This window comes from Myxococcales bacterium (assembly GCA_016712525.1).
Taxonomy (GTDB): domain Bacteria; phylum Myxococcota_A; class Polyangia; order Polyangiales; family Polyangiaceae; genus JAAFHV01.
In genome coordinates this window covers 2,461,075-2,476,334 of the sequence record JADJQX010000007.1, presented here as the reverse complement: position 1 = coordinate 2,476,334, position 15,260 = coordinate 2,461,075, and the positions used below count along the sequence as shown (strand labels likewise).

At 70.1% G+C, this 15,260-nt stretch carries 16 protein-coding genes; 12 read left to right on the top strand and 4 right to left on the bottom strand.

The window, feature by feature from the left end:
• Nucleotides 1–75: 75 nt before the first annotated feature.
• The 12 genes from IPK71_27505 (at nucleotide 76) to IPK71_27450 (ending at nucleotide 12,342) form a co-directional block, all read left to right on the top strand.
• Nucleotides 76–831 (top strand): EI24 domain-containing protein, encoded by a 756-nt coding sequence (locus tag IPK71_27505; GenBank protein MBK8217491.1) that lies wholly within the window; start codon nucleotides 76–78, stop codon nucleotides 829–831.
• Nucleotides 831–1,259: an aminoacyl-tRNA hydrolase gene (gene arfB, locus IPK71_27500; protein MBK8217490.1), complete on the top strand. Its 429-nt coding sequence runs from the start codon at nucleotides 831–833 to the stop codon at nucleotides 1,257–1,259. Before IPK71_27505 ends, arfB begins: the two co-directional genes overlap by 1 nt.
• A gap of 88 nt (nucleotides 1,260–1,347) precedes the next feature.
• Nucleotides 1,348–2,493, top strand: coding sequence for a trypsin-like peptidase domain-containing protein (locus tag IPK71_27495; protein ID MBK8217489.1), 1,146 nt, complete (start codon nucleotides 1,348–1,350; stop codon nucleotides 2,491–2,493).
• Nucleotides 2,490–3,143 carry a hypothetical protein gene (locus tag IPK71_27490; protein ID MBK8217488.1) on the top strand — a complete coding sequence of 218 codons (654 nt, stop codon included), beginning with the start codon at nucleotides 2,490–2,492 and terminating at the stop codon, nucleotides 3,141–3,143. Before IPK71_27495 ends, IPK71_27490 begins: the two co-directional genes overlap by 4 nt.
• 123 nt (nucleotides 3,144–3,266) lie before the next feature.
• Complete coding sequence (locus tag IPK71_27485) at nucleotides 3,267–5,303, top strand: PD40 domain-containing protein (protein MBK8217487.1); 2,037 nt, start codon at nucleotides 3,267–3,269, stop codon at nucleotides 5,301–5,303.
• The gene (locus IPK71_27480; GenBank protein ID MBK8217486.1) at nucleotides 5,300–6,949 is read left to right on the top strand and encodes a DUF885 family protein; all 1,650 of its coding nucleotides are present in this window, start codon (nucleotides 5,300–5,302) and stop codon (nucleotides 6,947–6,949) included. Before IPK71_27485 ends, IPK71_27480 begins: the two co-directional genes overlap by 4 nt.
• A gap of 217 nt (nucleotides 6,950–7,166) precedes the next feature.
• Nucleotides 7,167–8,375 carry an ADP-forming succinate--CoA ligase subunit beta gene (gene sucC / locus IPK71_27475; protein ID MBK8217485.1) on the top strand — a complete coding sequence of 403 codons (1,209 nt, stop codon included), beginning with the start codon at nucleotides 7,167–7,169 and terminating at the stop codon, nucleotides 8,373–8,375.
• The gene (gene sucD, locus IPK71_27470; protein ID MBK8217484.1) at nucleotides 8,372–9,253 is read left to right on the top strand and encodes a succinate--CoA ligase subunit alpha; all 882 of its coding nucleotides are present in this window, start codon (nucleotides 8,372–8,374) and stop codon (nucleotides 9,251–9,253) included. The genes sucC and sucD overlap by 4 nt, the downstream gene beginning before the upstream one ends.
• Nucleotides 9,254–9,518: 265 nt before the next feature.
• Complete coding sequence (locus IPK71_27465; protein ID MBK8217483.1) at nucleotides 9,519–9,866, top strand: PilZ domain-containing protein; 348 nt, start codon at nucleotides 9,519–9,521, stop codon at nucleotides 9,864–9,866.
• A gap of 44 nt (nucleotides 9,867–9,910) precedes the next feature.
• Complete coding sequence (locus IPK71_27460) at nucleotides 9,911–10,786, top strand: hypothetical protein (GenBank protein MBK8217482.1); 876 nt, start codon at nucleotides 9,911–9,913, stop codon at nucleotides 10,784–10,786.
• On the top strand, nucleotides 10,783–11,343 hold the full coding sequence (locus tag IPK71_27455; protein MBK8217481.1) for a helix-turn-helix domain-containing protein: 561 nt from the start codon (nucleotides 10,783–10,785) through the stop codon (nucleotides 11,341–11,343). Before IPK71_27460 ends, IPK71_27455 begins: the two co-directional genes overlap by 4 nt.
• Before the next feature lie 144 nt (nucleotides 11,344–11,487).
• A complete protein-coding gene (locus IPK71_27450; protein ID MBK8217480.1) occupies nucleotides 11,488–12,342 on the top strand; it encodes a mechanosensitive ion channel family protein in 855 nt (284 codons plus the stop codon).
• Nucleotides 12,343–12,380: 38 nt separating this feature from the next.
• On the opposite strand, the gene IPK71_27445 is transcribed toward IPK71_27450, so the two are convergent.
• From IPK71_27445 to ribB, 4 genes are read right to left on the bottom strand one after another with little or no spacing between them, the layout of a single operon-like run.
• A complete protein-coding gene (locus tag IPK71_27445) occupies nucleotides 12,381–12,881 on the bottom strand; it encodes a hypothetical protein (protein ID MBK8217479.1) in 501 nt (166 codons plus the stop codon).
• A 24-nt stretch (nucleotides 12,882–12,905) separates the two neighbouring features.
• Nucleotides 12,906–13,334 carry a transcription antitermination factor NusB gene (nusB, locus tag IPK71_27440; protein ID MBK8217478.1) on the bottom strand — a complete coding sequence of 143 codons (429 nt, stop codon included), beginning with the start codon at nucleotides 13,332–13,334 and terminating at the stop codon, nucleotides 12,906–12,908.
• Nucleotides 13,335–13,336: 2 nt separating this feature from the next.
• Nucleotides 13,337–13,825 (bottom strand): 6,7-dimethyl-8-ribityllumazine synthase, encoded by a 489-nt coding sequence (locus IPK71_27435; protein MBK8217477.1) that lies wholly within the window; start codon nucleotides 13,823–13,825, stop codon nucleotides 13,337–13,339.
• Nucleotides 13,826–13,863: 38 nt separating this feature from the next.
• Nucleotides 13,864–15,027: a 3,4-dihydroxy-2-butanone-4-phosphate synthase gene (ribB, locus tag IPK71_27430; protein ID MBK8217476.1), complete on the bottom strand. Its 1,164-nt coding sequence runs from the start codon at nucleotides 15,025–15,027 to the stop codon at nucleotides 13,864–13,866.
• Nucleotides 15,028–15,260 lie beyond the last annotated feature (233 nt).

Genomic DNA, 15,260 nt, shown 5'->3' with positions numbered 1-15,260 from the left:
GCGACGAGCCTACCCAAGGCCCGGCGTGCGAGAAGCCCTTTCGGACGCGCCGCCGTGTGGTTAACGTCGACCCGCATGGCGAGCGTGGCCATGAAAAAGCGTGGGCTCGGGGCCGCCTTCGGCGCCGGGGCGGTCTTCCGGGGCATCGGCTTCATCGCCGCTCGGCCGAGCCTGTGGGGCTACGCCATGGTCCCCATCGTGGTCTGCGCCGTGCTCGCCACCGCCCTCGGAGGGCTCGGCATCTGGGCGACCGGCGCCATGCTCGAGGGCCGCGGCTCGGGCGAGGGGCTCGAGGCGGTGGGGCTCGTCGTCGCCCGCGTGGTGCTCGGGCTCGTGGCGGTGCTCGTCGCGTTCGTCGTCGCGGCGGCCCTCGCGCAGCCCCTCTCCGGCCCCGCGCTCGACGCCCTCTCCCGCCGCCAAGAAAAAGAGCTCGGGGGCGAGCCTCGGGAGGGCCCCCCGTTCTTCGCGGGCCTCGCAGCGTCGCTCAAGGTCACGCTCTTCGGGCTCATGGTCGGCCTCCCCGCGCTCTTCTCGCTCGCGGCCCTCGGGTTCTTCGTCCCGCCGCTCGTCGTCGTCACCGTGCCGCTCAAGCTCGTCGTGGTCGGCCTGCTCGCGGCGTGGGATTTCCTCGACTATCCGCTCTCGCTCCGAGGCATGCGGACGCGCGCGCGTGTCGCCTTCTTCGTCGACCATTTCGGCGCCGTCCTCGGCTTCGGTCTCGCCGCGGCCCTCCTCCTGCTCGTCCCGGGGCTCGGGCTCGTGCTGCTCCCGGCCGGCGTCGTCGGCGGAACGAGGCTCGTCCTCGCCGCCGAGAGAGGCGAGGTGTCGTAGTGGCCAAAGACGATCTCCCCGTCTCGCCCACGCTCACCGCCTCGGGCGCCTGCATCACGTGGGCGTCCGCGCGCGCGTCGGGGCCGGGCGGCCAGAACGTGAACAAGGTCGAGACCAAGATCGACCTCCGGTACGCGTTCGAGTCCGATCCCGCCCTCGACGAAGAGGCCCGCGCCCGCCTCCGCGAGCGGCTCGCCACCAAAATCGACGCCGAAGGCCGCATCGCCGTCACGAGCCAAAAGACGCGTGATCGCGCCAAAAACCTCGCCGACGCCCGCGAAAAGCTCAGGCTCTGGCTCGCCGCGGCGCTCGCCCGCGAGGTCCCCCGGAAGCCCACGAAGCCCTCGCGCGGGGCCGTGCGGCGCCGCCTGTCCGACAAGGCCGCCGCGAGCCGCAAGAAGGCCACCCGCAGGAGCCCCGTCGAATGACACGGCGCTCGTCGCCCCAGGAATAGCCACCCCTCCCACCGGGTTCGCCCCCTGAAACGGCCCGTTTCTTGGTAAGAGGACACATACGATGAACCGCTCTTCGTTCGGTGCGCTCGTGGGCGCGCAGGCTCTCGCACTCGGCCTCTCTCTCGTGCTCGGCGCGTGTCGTGGCGGGCCGACGCCCACCCCCGACGCCGCGAAGACCCCCGTCGTCCAGCCCGCTCAGAGCGCGAGCGCCCAGCCGGTCACCCCCCTCTCTCCCGGGGCCCGCATCGAAGACGAACGCAACACCATCGCCGTCTTCAAGGACGCCTCCCCGTCGACCGTCTTCGTCACGCAAACCCGTACCGTGACTGATTTTTTGGGTGGCGAACAAGAGGTGCCGGCCGGCTCGGGCTCGGGCTTCGTGTGGGACGATCAGGGCCACGTCGTCACGAACTTCCACGTCGTCCAAGGGGCCGAGTCGCTCACCGTCACCTTCCAAGGCCAAGAGCGCTTCGACGCGAAGGTCGTCGGCGTCGAGCCCAAGAAAGACATCGCCGTCCTCAAGGTCCAAGCGCCCGCGAACCTGCTCCGCCCCGTGAAGGTGCAGGCCCACGCCGACCTCGAGGTGGGCCAAAAGACGATCGCCATCGGCAACCCGTTCGGGCTCGATCACACCCTCACCACCGGCATCGTGAGCGCCCTCGGCCGCCAGGTCCAAGGCATCGGCGGCGTCACCATCCGCGACATGATCCAGACGGACGCGGCCATCAACCCCGGCAACTCCGGCGGCCCCCTCCTCGACTCGCAGGGCCAGCTCATCGGCATGAACACGATGATCTTCTCGAAGTCGGGCTCCTCGGCCGGCATCGGGTTCGCCGTCCCGGTCCGCACCATCGCGCGCGTCGTGCCGCAGATCATCAAGAGCGGCAAGGCCGAGCAGCTCGGGCTCGGCATCGGCATCGACCCGGCGCAGCGCCTCGAGCGCCGCTTCGGCATCCACGGCGTGGTCGTCGTGAACGTGCCCGCGGGCTCGTCGGCCGAAAAAGCCGGCTTCCGGGGCCTCACGCGCACCGCCCGTGGCCTCGCCCTGGGCGACGTGATCGTGTCGGTCGGCGGCCAGAAGGTCGAGTCGTTCGACGATCTCTACAACGCCCTCGACACGAAGAAGGCGGGCGACAAAGTCGAGGTGGGCATCCTTCGGGACGAGAAGCCCATGTCCCTCAAGGCCGACGTGATCGTGCTCCCGTGAGGGCTCGCCACACCGCGCTCGCCGCTCTCTTCGGTCTCGGGCTCGCGGCCTGCGCGCGGGCCTGCGACGGCCCCGTCGAGCCGCCTCCTTCGGTCGACGCGTCGGGCGGCCCGAGCGCGCCTCTCCCCGCCCTCGAGAAGGACCCGCTCGACGCATCGAGCGAGGCCTCCGACAAAGCGCAGACCTCGTTCGACGACAGCCTGAAGAGCCTCTCTCTCCGCCGAGGCATCCGCCGCGACTGCGTCGAGCTCCGCCCCGCGCGCCCCGGCGACGACCCGAAAGACCCGAAGTTTCGCGCACCTAGCCAAATGTCGGAGAGCGTGGGGGTCGCGTCGATCACCCTGTTCCATCCGGCCTTCACGAAGGTGCATCCGGGCTTCGACCTCACGTCGCCGCGCCTGCTCTCCCCGAAGGAGCTCGAGGGCCTCGCGCACGAGCTCACCGAGATGGCCATGTCGCTCCTGTCGGCCACCGATCTCGCCGTGGCCAAAGCGCGGTGGGGGAAGCACTCGGCCTTCGTGCGCGAGCTCGAGAGCGACGGCGACTGGGCGAAGGCGCGGCCCATCCTCGCCGAGACCGCGCGCGCGCTCGGGGCCAAGGCGAAGGCCCACGCCGACGCCAAAGAAGGCCTCTGGGTGCTCGCGTTCTGAATCGGAGCGCGAGGGGCGTGACGCACGGTGGCGCGCAGCGCGCTTCGCGGTGAGCCTTCCGCGCGGTCTTGCCGTGGCGGCGGCTCGAGAGCGCGGACCGAGAAATGGGTTACGATCGAGCCCATGAACGCACTTCGCTTGCGCACGCTCTTCCTCCTCGCGGGCATCTCGACGGCGGCGATCTTGGGCTCGTCGGAGCTCGTCGCGTGCGGCTCGTCCGAGCCTCGTTCGGACTTCGACGCCGCGCCCGAGCCGAAGCCCACGGGAACGACGCCGCAAGACGCGACCCCGCCCGGGTTCTTCGACGCGGAGGTCCCCGGCGAGGTCAAGCTGAAGGAGCTCACGATCGTCCCGCAAGACGCCACCCTCGGCGTCGACGTCGGCCAGACGAACCCGACGCTCCCGTTCAAGGCGCAAGGGGTCACGGTCGACGGGAAGGTCGTCGACAAGGTCACGGGGGTGTGGTCGTTCTCTCGGTTCGACGTGGCAAGCTTCGTCGACGACGTGCTCACGCCCACGGGCTTCGTGGGCGGCACGGGCGAGGTCGTGGTGAAGGCCTTCGGTCTCACCGCGAAGACCAAGGCGACCGTGAGGCTCCGCATGAACGCCGGCGAGGTTCCCTCGGCCGTGCAGTCCGCCGCGTTCGCGACCGCGACCGACACGGACCCTTCGCTCACCGTGGTGTACCCGTACGCGGGCACGGTCTTCCCGCGCGGGCTCCCGGGCCCGCTCTTCCAGTGGACCGGCGGCGGCGCGAACGGCTTCTTCAAGATCCAGGCGAAGAGCGCCACGTTCGAGTACACGGCGTACGCCACCGTCGCGAGCGCGAACGGCGAGTACGCCTTCCCGAAGCTCCCGGTCGACGCGTGGGCCAAGCTCACCGACTCGACCGAGGGCGTGGTCGACGTCTCCGTGCAGCGCTTCGACGGCGGCAAGGCCTACCTCCCTCGCACGTTCCAGGTGCGCGTCGCCGGCGCGAACCTCAAGGGCACCGTGTATTATACACGTCTCGTCGATCAGGCCGGGGGCACCTTCCTCCGCCGCATCGAGCCCGGCGGCACTCCCTCGAACGCCACGCAGGTCGCCGGCGAGCAGTGCATCGCCTGTCACTCGGTGTCGAAAGACGGGAGCCGCATCGTCGGCAGCATCAACGGCGGCGCGAGCCCGTGGGCCGTCTGGGACGCACGCACCGGCGCGAAGCTCTACCAGAGCACGGCCGCGTCGGGCTTCCAGGCCATCTCTCCCGACGGCGCGTACGTGATCTGGCGCCACTGGAACAGCGACACGTTCGGCACCGACAGCCCCTCCGAGCTCCGCCTCTCGACGGCCACGAGCGACGCCGTGCTGGCCACGCTGAGCCTCCCGATCAACACGCCCGGAGGCCTGAGCCACCCGGTGTGGAGCCCTGACGGCACCACCATCGCGTACGGCGTGCGCACGGCCGGAAACGGGCTCTCCTACACCGCGGCGACGCTCTGGACGAGCAAGGTCTCGCTCGGGGCGACGCCCGGCTTCCGCGACACGAAGAAGATCATCGACGCGAACGCCACCTACCCGGTCGCGACCTACCCGACCTTCACCCCCGACTCGAAGTACCTCGCGTTCATGCGGGCCAACAAATCCCGCGGGTCCGACGCCGACTCGCGCGGCGAGCTCTGGATCGCGGGCGCCGACGGGGCAGGGCAGGTGCGGCTCGATCGCGCGAATGGCGCGGGCGCGCTCGCGACGACGGATCGCAACTGGGGCCCGAGCTTCCACCCCGTGGCCGCGGGCGGCTACTACTGGCTCGCGTTCTACGCCGAGCGCCCCTACGGCCACAAGTACACGGGCTCGAACCGCCAGATGTGGATCACCGCGGTCGATCTGAACCCCACGGCCTCGACCGACCCGAGCCACCCGGCGTTCTACATCGCCGGCCAAGAGACCGACGCGACCAACGAGCGCCCGCAGTTCTCGGTGCCTCCGTGCAAGCCGCTCGGCGACACGTGCGAGAACGGGTACGACTGCTGCGACGGGTTCTGCCGCGCCGGGGACGCAGGCGGCCTCGTCTGCCAGAAGCCCGCCGGGTGCGCGCGCACGGGCGAGCGCTGCGGGAGCAAAGCCGACTGCTGCGACCAAGCCGAGTGTGTCGGAGGGTTCTGCACCAACGTCCCGAAATGACGGAAGAATTCGGCGTCGAAGCGGTGCGTGAGCGGCTCTTTCGCGGGCACGTCGCGCACCACCCGGACGACGCGGCGTGGCTCGGCCTCGAGGTCTCTGCGTTCGCGGACGAGACCGAGCACGGCCTCGGCGACAGGCTCGCGTTCCATAGGGGCGTGGTCGAGTCCCTCGGTGGGTGCTCCGTCGGCACCCGCGACGACGACGACGCGCTCGACGTCTCGGCGATGCGCAGGCTCTCACGCTCGCTCGTGCGTGATCTCGAGGACGGCACGTACGCCGGGTCCCTCGAGCCGAGCGCCGGGCCTCACGCGCTCGTCGCCCATCTTCATCGGCACGCCGAGTCGCCCGACGACGTGGGTGCCCTCGAGCAGGTGCTCGCCAAAGTCCCCGACGCGTACGCGGCGCGCCTCTCGCGGCTCCGAGAGCGGGGCCGCGTCGGCCATGTGCAAGATGCACGGATCGTCGCCACCTTCTGCGACGAGGTGCTCCCGGGCGCGGCGCGCTATTTCGAGGCCCTCCGTGAGGAGGCGGGCGGGCCCCTCGCGAAGAGCGCCTCCGCCGTGGAGCTTGCCAAGCGCGCCTCCGAGGCGGCTCGGGAGCACGAGGCCTCTCTCCGGGCGCTTCGGGCCGAAGAGGGGCGCGGGCGCCTCGAGCGCGAGGCCTACGAGCGCCGCGTGCACGACCAGTGGGAGCGTGATCCCAAGTGGCTCGCGGACCTCGAGCGCGACGCGGGCGAAGAGCTCTCGGCGCTCGCGGATCGTTTCGTCTCTGCCGCCGCGCGGGTGTCGGCCGACGAAGGGGAGGGGGCCCCGCGCACGCTCGCCGAGGCCACGAAGGTCGCGCTCTCGTCGTGGTCCATGAAGCCCCGCGCGGCGAACGAGATCCTCCCGCTCTACGAACGCGCCACGGAGCGCGCGCGGGACCTCTGCCGCACGCGCCGCATCGTGCGTGAGCCCGAGGGATACGCGCTCTCCTTCCGCGAGCTCTTCCCCGGCCTCCTCCCGGGCGCGGGCATCACGAACCTGCCGGCGCCTCTCTTGCGGCGGGGCGCGAAGGGGCACGTGCTCGTGTCGCTCGATCCGGGGGCGCATTCGATCCCTGGCGCCGCGAACCTCGCCGTGCACGAGGGCTACCCCGGCCACTACCTCCAGAGCCTCGCCTGGCAGGAGGCCTTCGCCGACACTCGCGCGCCGCTCCGCTTTTTCCACACGTCCGACGACGTCGCCATGAAGAGCCGGTACTTCGGCGCCATGCTCGCGATCGAAGGGTTCGCCGTGCACGCGGAGGAGCGCATGCTCGACGAAGGGCTCTATACCCCGCGGGAGGCCCTGCTCGCGGTCGTCTCGAAGCTCATCCGCGCCGCTCGTGTGCTCGTGGATCTCCGTGTGCACGGCTCGCGCGCGAGCCTCGGCGCGATCGCGGCGGACTACGCGACGTGGACGGGCATGCCGCTCGGGTGGTGCGAGGGCCAGGTGCTCCGCTCGCTCCGCATCCCGCTCCAGGTCGTGAGCTACTTCGCGGGGGCGCGCGAGGTCGAGGCCCTGCGCCGCGAGACCATGGCCCGCGAGGGCGCCGCGTTCTCCAGCGAGGCCTTCTACGACCGCCTCTTCCGCCTCGGCCCGGTGAGCCCGCTGCCGCCCCGCTGACGTACCTCCGACCACAAGGTGAGGTCCCGTACCTACGACGCGAGTGACGCGTCGGGGTGCGCCTCTCGAACGGCTCGCGCGCGTCGAAAATGGCCGACACCGCCGCGCGGTCAGGGTATGACTTCGCCCCGAAGAACGCCCCGGACGACAGGTGGCCAGGCCGCCGGGAGTGAGGTGCCGTCCGCGTCGTGGACCGGCCTCTTCGAGGAGAGCAAAAGTGAAAATTCACGAGTACCAAGGCAAGCAGATCTTCGCGAAGTACGGCGTGCCGGTCCCGAAGGGGTACCCCGCCTTCACCGTCGACGAGGCCGAGGCCGCGGCGAAGAAGCTCATCGCCGAGACCGGCAACCAAGTCACGGTCGTCAAGGCCCAGATCCACGCGGGTGGCCGCGGCAAGGGCGGCGGCGTGAAGGTCGCGAAGGGCGGCGAGGCCGACGCGCGCAAGCTCGCCGAGCAGATCCTCGGCATGCAGCTCGTCACCATCCAGACGGGCCCCGAAGGCCAGAAGGTCCGCCGGCTCTACATCGAGCAGGGCCTCGACATCGCCAAGGAGTACTACCTCGGCGCCGTGCTCGACCGCGACAAGCGCCGCATCGCCTTCATGGCCTCCACGGAGGGCGGCGTCGAGATCGAGAAGGTCGCCCACGAGACGCCCGAGAAGATCCTCACGGTGCACGCCGATCCGGTCACCGGGCTCATGCCGTTCCAGGCGCGCCAAATCGCGTTCGGCCTCGGCCTCCAGAGCTACGGCAAAGAGACGATCGCCAAGTTCACCAAGGTGATGCTCGCCCTCTACGACATGTTCGTGAAGGAAGACTGCTCGCTCCTCGAGATCAACCCCCTCATCGTCACGAAGTCGGGCGACGTGGTCGCGCTCGACGCGAAGCTGAACTTCGACGATAACGGCGAGTTCCGGCACAAAAACTGGGCCGAGCTCCAAGACAAGGACGAAGAGGATCCGGTCGAGCTCGAGGCCAAAGAAGCGGGCCTCAACTACGTCGCGCTGGACGGCAACGTCGGCTGCCTCGTCAACGGCGCCGGCCTCGCCATGTCGACGATGGACATCATCAAAGTCTTCGGCGAGAAGCACGGCGTCGCCCCCGCGAACTTCCTCGACGTGGGCGGCGGCGCCAACCAAGAGCAGGTCACCAAGGCCTTCTCGATGATCCTGAAGAGCCCCAAGGTGAAGGCGATCTTCGTCAACATCTTCGGCGGCATCATGAAGTGCGACGTGATCGCGAACGGCGTCGTCGCGGCGGTGAAGGAAGTCGGCCTCAAGGTGCCGCTCGTCGTGCGCCTCGAGGGCACGAACGTCGAGCTCGGTCGCAAAATTTTGAGTGAGAGCGGGCTCGCCATCACGGCGGCCACCACCATGGCGGATGGCGCCGAGAAGGTCGTCGCTGCGGTGACGGGAGGTTCGAAATGAGCATTCTGGTCGGAAAAGACACGCGCCTTCTGGTGCAGGGCATCACCGGCGGCGCCGGCTCGTTCCACGCGAAGCAGTGCCTCGACTACGGCACCAACGTCGTCGCGGGCGTCACCCCCACGCGCGGCGGAGAGACGTTCGAGGGCAAGGTCCCCGTGTTCGACACGGTGGCCGAGGCCGTCGCGAAGACGAAGGCGAACGCCAGCGTCATCTTCGTGCCGCCCCCCGGCGCGGCCGACGCGATCCTCGAGGCGTTCGACGCGGGCCTCGAGCTCGTCGTCTGCATCACCGAGGGCATCCCGGCGATCGACATGCTCAAGGTCCGCCGCGTGCTCGAGGGCCTCACCGGCAAGACGCGTCTCATCGGGCCGAACTGCCCCGGCATCATCACCCCCGGCGCCTGCAAGATCGGCATCATGCCCGGCCACATCCACAAGGCCGGCAACATCGGCGTCGTGTCCAAGTCGGGCACGCTCACCTACGAAGCGGTCGGCCAGCTCACGGCCATGGGCGTCGGCCAGTCGACGTGCGTCGGCATCGGCGGCGACCCGGTCGCGGGCATGGACTTCATCGACGTCCTCGAGCTCTTCCAGAAAGACCCCGACACGCACGGCATCATCATGATTGGCGAGATCGGCGGCGGCGCGGAAGAGGCGGCGGCCGAGTACATCAAGAAGAACGTGACGAAGCCCGTCGCGGGCTTCATCGCCGGCACCACGGCCCCGCCCGGAAAGCGCATGGGTCACGCCGGCGCCATCATCTCGGGTGGCAAGGGCACGGCCGCGGCCAAGATCGCCGCCCTCGAGGACGCCGGCTGCAAGGTCGCGCCGAACCCGAGCGAGATGGCCTCGACGCTCATGGCGATGATGAAGAAGTAGCCTCGGGGGCGACATCCGGCACCTCTCGGCGCGCGGGCCACGTGGCTCGCGCGCCGTTCCTTTGTGGGGACGAAACGCGCGAGGGTGACCTCACGAGGGCACCCACCGTGACCTCTTTGCGTAGCGAGCTAACCCTATGAAAATGCGTTATTAACGCGCCTCGAACCTGTTCTTGCGCATGATGTGCGACAACATCGATGCGGAGTGGTGGTCGTACGATCCATCGAGAAATCCCGGTGGCCGCAGTCTTGCTTTACGGCCGCGTATGAACGCCGCCACCGTGCCCATGACACTCCCCGCGAACCGCCGCGCTCAGGTTCGCGCACCGCTCTCGGGCACGGTGACGCTCACGGCGCGTGGACGCATCGTGGACGCCGCCGCGCTCGATGTCTCCGCCGGCGGGCTCCGTGTGATCGCGCACCTCGGCCTCAAGCCGGGCGAGCGGGTCTCGAGCGTCTTCTTCGTCGACGGGGAGATCGTGTCGGCCGAGGGCCGCGTGCGATGGGCGGGGAGGACGAAGCTTGGGTTCGCCACCTTCGGGCTCCACTTCGACACGATCGATCACGAGGGGCACATGGCCCTCACCGAGTACTGCCGCCGCGCGATTTCCTGAGCCGGCGTTGAAGGTGCGGGGGGCGCGCTGGTAGGGTCCGAGCGATGCTCGACCTCAAGCTCGATCGCGCGCCCACCGAGCCACGCCCGGCCGCCACGCTGCTCCTCCTCCGCGACGGCGACGAAGGGCTCGAGATCTTCTGCGTGGTCAGGAACGCCGCGTCCAGGTTCCTGGGCGGCGCCGTGGTCTTCCCGGGGGGCAAGGTCGACGCAGGCGACGCGAGCCCCGAGCTCGTCTCGCACGCGCGCGGGTTGCCAGCGTCGCGCGACGGGTTCTCGACGAACGACGACGAGCTCCGCGCGTTCGCCGTGGCCGCCCTCCGCGAGAGCCTCGAGGAGGCCGCGCTGCTCCCGCTCTCCGAGGGAGCCCTCTCCGACGCCGAGCTCGGCGCCCTCCGCGAGCGGCTCGCCGCCGGAGCGTCGTTCGCGAGCCTCCTCGGCGAACGAGGGCTCGTCGTCGATCTGTCGTCCCTCCATCCGTTCGCGCGGTGGGTCACGCCCGAGGCCGAAGCCCGCCGCTACGACACGCGTTTTTTCCTCTGCCGCGCGCCCGAGGGGCAGACCGGCGCCCACGACGACGGGGAGACGACCGCGTCGTTCTGGGCCACTCCGGCCGCCGTGCTCGCGCGCTTCGATCGCGGCGAGATCGCGCTCGCTCCGCCGACCCACAGGTGCCTCGAGCTGCTCGCTCCCGTGGCGAACGTCGACGCCGCGCTCGCCGTCGCGGCCACCGTGGGCCTCCTCCCGATCTGCCCGCGCCTCGTCGAGGTCCCCCACGAAGGCGGGACGACCCTCGCGCTCGTGCTCCCGGGAGACGCCGAGCACACCGTGCCCGAGGCGCGTGTGCCGGGCGCCTCGCGGTACGTGCTCCGCGACGGTAAGTTCGTTCCCGAGGACGGCCCGAAGCCGAGCGCGACGTGAAACACGGCCGGCTCTACGCCGCGCCCGACGTCGCTCGCTTCTGCGGGGTCGATCTCACCACGGTGCACGCGTGGGTGAAGCGCGGCGCGATCGCCCACGAGCGCAGCCCAGGGGGCCAGCTCCGCTTTCGTCGCGTGTGCCTCGTCGCGTTCCTCGTGGAACGTAACTTCCCGATACCCAAGGCGATTTCGCGCGAGCTCCCGCTCGTCGGGGTCGTCGGTGCGCTGCCGTCCTCGGTCGTCGGCGCGCTCGCTCAGGTGGCCGACGTGTGGCACGAGCCTTCCCCGGTGCGCGCCCTCGTCGAGCTTCGTGAGCGCTCCCCCGACGTGCTCGTGCTCGGCACCACCCTCGGCTTCTCGCGTGTCGTGCTCGTGCGCGAGGTCTCGAGCGTCGACCCTCACCTCGTCGTCGCGTGCCTCGCCTCGTCGCCCGCCGAGGGGCTCGCCTTCCGTGACGCGGGCGCCAAGGTCGTCGGCCTCTCGGGCCTCGACGACACCTTCGTCGCGGCGATCGCGCAGGTGCTCGGCCGAGAGCTCGTGGCGCCGCCGAAGCGCTAGAGACGCGCCGAGACGGCGAGCTCGTGTGCCGGCACGGCACGAAGGCCGCGCCGCTTGCCCGGAGCCCACGTGATGCTCGTTCGACGGAGCGGCGCGCAGGATACCGTCGCGCCTGCGGGGTGGGCCCGCCAGGAGGATACTTACATGTCTTTTCACCTCGAACCGTCCGCGACGGAAGCGGCCACGAGCTTCATCGAGCTCGCGAAGACGAGCGCCTACGCCATCGGCATCAAGCTCGTCGGAGCCCTCGCCATGTGGGTCTTCGGCAGCTGGGCCGTAGGCTTGGTCGACAAGCTCCTCGGCCGGTCCATGAAGGCCCGCAAGATCGAGGAGACCATCATCCGCTACGTCACGGCCGCCGTGAGCGCCATGCTCAAGATCGCCCTCGCGGTCGGCGTGCTCGGCTACCTCGGGGTGCAGACGACGACGTTCGCCGCCCTGCTCGGCGCCGCGGGCGTGGCGATCGGCATGGCGTGGTCGGGCCTGCTCGCGCACTTCGCGGCGGGTGCGTTCCTCGTCGTGCTCCGGCCCTTCAAGGTCGGTGACTTCGTCGAGGCCGGGGGCGTCACGGGCACGATCGAAGAGGTTGGCCTCTTCGTCACCAAGATCAACACGCCCGACAACGTGCTCACCATGATCGGCAACTCGAAGGTGTTCTCGGACACCATCAAGAACTACTCGTCGAACCGGTTCCGTCGCGTCGATCTCACGGCGCAGCTCGACCACGGCGCCGACGTGCCTGCGGCCGTCGAGCTCTTGAAGGCCGCGATGGCCAAGATCCCGAACGTCGTCACCGACCCGAAACCCGACGTCGAGATCGTCACGTTCACGCTCGCGGGCCCCGTGCTCGCCGTGCGCCCGTACTGCCACACGGACCACTACTGGCAGGTCTACTTCGAGACGAACGCCGCCATCCGGAACGAGCTCGGCAAGGCCGGCTTCTCGGTCCCGAAGCAGCACCTCGCCGTCCTTGGGCCCGAGGGCAAGAAGGCCGCGTAACGAGACCCTTCACCTCGATTCGAGCGCGCGTGCCCAGGTCACATGACCCGGCGCGCGCGCTTCTTTTCTTCGTCGATCCGCGAGAGGAAGAGCCGCTTTCCCGGGTCGTCCTCGACGACGAGGAACGTGCAGCCGAGCCCCGCGTCGGCGACCTCGGCGAAAAAAAGGCGGGCCGCGGTGTCGGCGTCGACGAGCCCGCGCGCGCGCCCGGGCAGCTCGAGGAGCGCCCTCTTCGCGCCGAGGCCCGCGAGCGTCGTCACCATGCGGCGCACCGCGCGTGTCGTCGCGGCCTCGTCCATCTCACTTACGTTTCCCCACCCGAACACCACGAGCTTCTCGGCCATGAGCCGCGGCCGCGGCGGGAAGAGGAACGCCTCGTCCGCGCTGCCCACGAGCTCGCCTCGCCGCACGAAGCCCGAGAGGCGCCCGGCGAGCCGATAGTCGAGCACCGCCGCGAGCCCGCGCATGGGGCGATCGTCGACGAAGAGCCCGCACGCGACGACGTCGGCCTGGCTCTCGTCGATGGACGGGAGGCTCAACGAGGAGAAGGCGAGGTCCACCTCCTAGCGGCTCCGGTCCTCGTCTCTCCGGCCGACGTCGTCGGCGACGCGGTTCAAGACGCCGTTCACGAACGCGGGGGACTCCTCGGTGCCGTAGGCCTTCGCGAGCTCCACGGCCTCGTCGAGGATGACGGCGCGGGGCACGTCTTTCCGGGCGACGAGCTCCCACGCGCCGAGACGGAGGAGGTTCCGATCGACCCGCGACATGCGCTCGAGGCGCCAGTGCGTGGAGGCCTTTCGGAGCCTGTCGTCGATGGCGGAGAGGTCGTCGGTGACGCCGCGCACGATCGCGTCGGCGTACGAGCGTCCCTCGGGATCGCCCTCGAACTGGCGCCAAAAGAGGGTGATCGCCGTCTCGGCCGTGGCGTTCCCGACCTCGACCTGGAAGAGCATTTGGAGCGCGGCCTCGCGGCCCGTATGGCGTGCGCCCACGGTCAGAGACCGGCCTTGTCGAGGCTCTTGCCGAGCGCGACCATCTCGATCGCGCTCACCGCGGCCTCCCAGCCCTTGTTGCCGGCCTTGGTGCCCGCGCGCTCGACGGCCTGCTCGATGCTGTCGGTCGTGAGCACACCGAACGCCACGGGCACGCCCGTGTCCATGGCGACGTGCGCGACGCCCTTCGAGACCTCGGCGGCGACGTAGTCGAAGTGGGGCGTCGACCCGCGAATCACGGCGCCGAGCGCGACGATGGCGTCGACCTTCTTGCCGTTCGCGAGGCGGCGCACGGCGACGGGGATCTCCCACGCGCCAGGCACCTTCACGATGGTGATCTTGCTCGCGTCGCCCCCATGGCGGACGAACGCGTCGACCGCGCCGTCGACGAGGCGATCGACGATGAAATGATTGAAGCGGCTCGCCACGATGGCCACGGAGGACCCGGGCGGGACGACGAGGCCACCTTCGACGATGTTGGGCTGCGACATGGGAAAATCTCGGTGGTTTTGGGTTCGGTCAGGGAGGCTCAGGACCCGAGCGGGACGCTCTCTACGACCTCGAGGCCGTACCCGGCAAGGCCGGCGATCTTGCGGGGGTTGTTCGTGAGCAGGCGGAGCTTGGTCACGCCGAGGTCCGAGAGCACTTGAGCGCCGAGGCCGAACTCGCGGAGGGGGTTGTCTTGCGGGCCCTTCGGCGCCACGGGGCCGAGCTCGCGTGCCACCTCGCTCGCCGCGTGGGCCGCGAGCTCCGAGGCGAAATCGCCCCGCGGGGGCAGGTACACGACCACACCCGAGCCGGCCTCTTCGATCCGCGCGAGCGCCTGGCGGAGGTGCTTGCCGCCCTCGCGCGTCGACGACGAGAACACGTCGCCCACGGTGGAGCCCGCGTGCATGCGGCAGAGCACCGGCTCGCCGGCCTTGGGCTCGCCCTTCTTCAGCGCGAAGAACTGCCGGCCGTCGATGCGTGTGGAATACACATAGGCGTGCCAGTCGGTCCCGGTGGCGTCGAGCGTGATGCGGCGCTCGGCCACGCGCTCGACGAGGCGCTCGGTCTGCAGGCGGTACTGGATGAGGTCGGCCACCGTCACGATGCGGATGCCGTGCTTCTTGCCGAAGACCTCGAGGTCCGGCATGCGCGCCATCTCGCCGTCGTCCCTCATGATTTCGCAGATCACGCCGGCCGGCGTGAGCCCCGCGAGGCGGGCCAGATCGACCGAGCCCTCGGTCTGGCCGGTGCGGACGAGCACACCGCCGTTCCGCGCGCGGAGCGGGAAGACGTGGCCGGGCGTGACGAGATCCTCGGGGCGGCAGTCGGGGCTCGCGGCGAGGCGCGTCGTGTGGGCGCGGTCGGCGGCCGAGATGCCGGTGGTCACGCCGCGGCGCGCCTCGATGCTCACCGTGAACGCCGTGCCGAGGGTGGGCCCGCTGCGGTTCGGGGCCTTCATTTGCGGGAGCTGGAGCCTGTCGACCTGCTCCTCGGTGAGCGACACGCAGATGAGGCCGCGACCGTGCGTCGCCATGAAGTTGATGGCCTCGGGCGTGCAGAACTGGGCGGCCATCGTGAGATCGCCTTCGTTCTCGCGATCTTCGTCGTCGACCAGGATGACCATCTTGCCCGCGCGGACGTCCTCGATGGCGCCTTGGATGCGCGAGAGGAGGTCGGGGCTCATGCTGACGAGGGGTGGGCTCATGGGGATCTCGGGTGGAGGGGCGGGAGGGGGCTCCGCGCGCGAGCCTTCCCTACCACGACTGGAGCCCCGATCAGGTTGAAGGACCGAGGATTTCGTGGAGTTAGCAAGGTTCGCTAGGCGTGACGACGACGGACAGTCTTCTATCCCAGGAGGAGCACCGCCGCGGACCGCCGCTAAATTCGTGAAAGCCGACGGGATTCAACCTGTTCGGTGCTCCGGGGCCGTGTGCGCGG

Bases quoted from the DNA above. Each gene is read 5' to 3' on its own strand.
- IPK71_27505 (MBK8217491.1), top strand. From the start codon at position 76: ATGGCGAGCGTGGCCATGAAAAAGCGTGGGCTCGGGGCCGCCTTCGGC.
- IPK71_27495 (MBK8217489.1), top strand. From the start codon at position 1,348: ATGAACCGCTCTTCGTTCGGTGCGCTCGTGGGCGCGCAGGCTCTCGCA.
- IPK71_27485 (MBK8217487.1), top strand. From the start codon at position 3,267: ATGAACGCACTTCGCTTGCGCACGCTCTTCCTCCTCGCGGGCATCTCG.
- IPK71_27480 (MBK8217486.1), top strand. From the start codon at position 5,300: ATGACGGAAGAATTCGGCGTCGAAGCGGTGCGTGAGCGGCTCTTTCGC.
- sucD (MBK8217484.1), top strand. From the start codon at position 8,372: ATGAGCATTCTGGTCGGAAAAGACACGCGCCTTCTGGTGCAGGGCATC.
- IPK71_27465 (MBK8217483.1), top strand. From the start codon at position 9,519: ATGAACGCCGCCACCGTGCCCATGACACTCCCCGCGAACCGCCGCGCT.
- IPK71_27460 (MBK8217482.1), top strand. From the start codon at position 9,911: ATGCTCGACCTCAAGCTCGATCGCGCGCCCACCGAGCCACGCCCGGCC.
- IPK71_27450 (MBK8217480.1), top strand. From the start codon at position 11,488: ATGTCTTTTCACCTCGAACCGTCCGCGACGGAAGCGGCCACGAGCTTC.
- IPK71_27435 (MBK8217477.1), bottom strand. From the start codon at position 13,825: ATGTCGCAGCCCAACATCGTCGAAGGTGGCCTCGTCGTCCCGCCCGGG.
- ribB (MBK8217476.1), bottom strand. From the start codon at position 15,027: ATGAGCCCACCCCTCGTCAGCATGAGCCCCGACCTCCTCTCGCGCATC.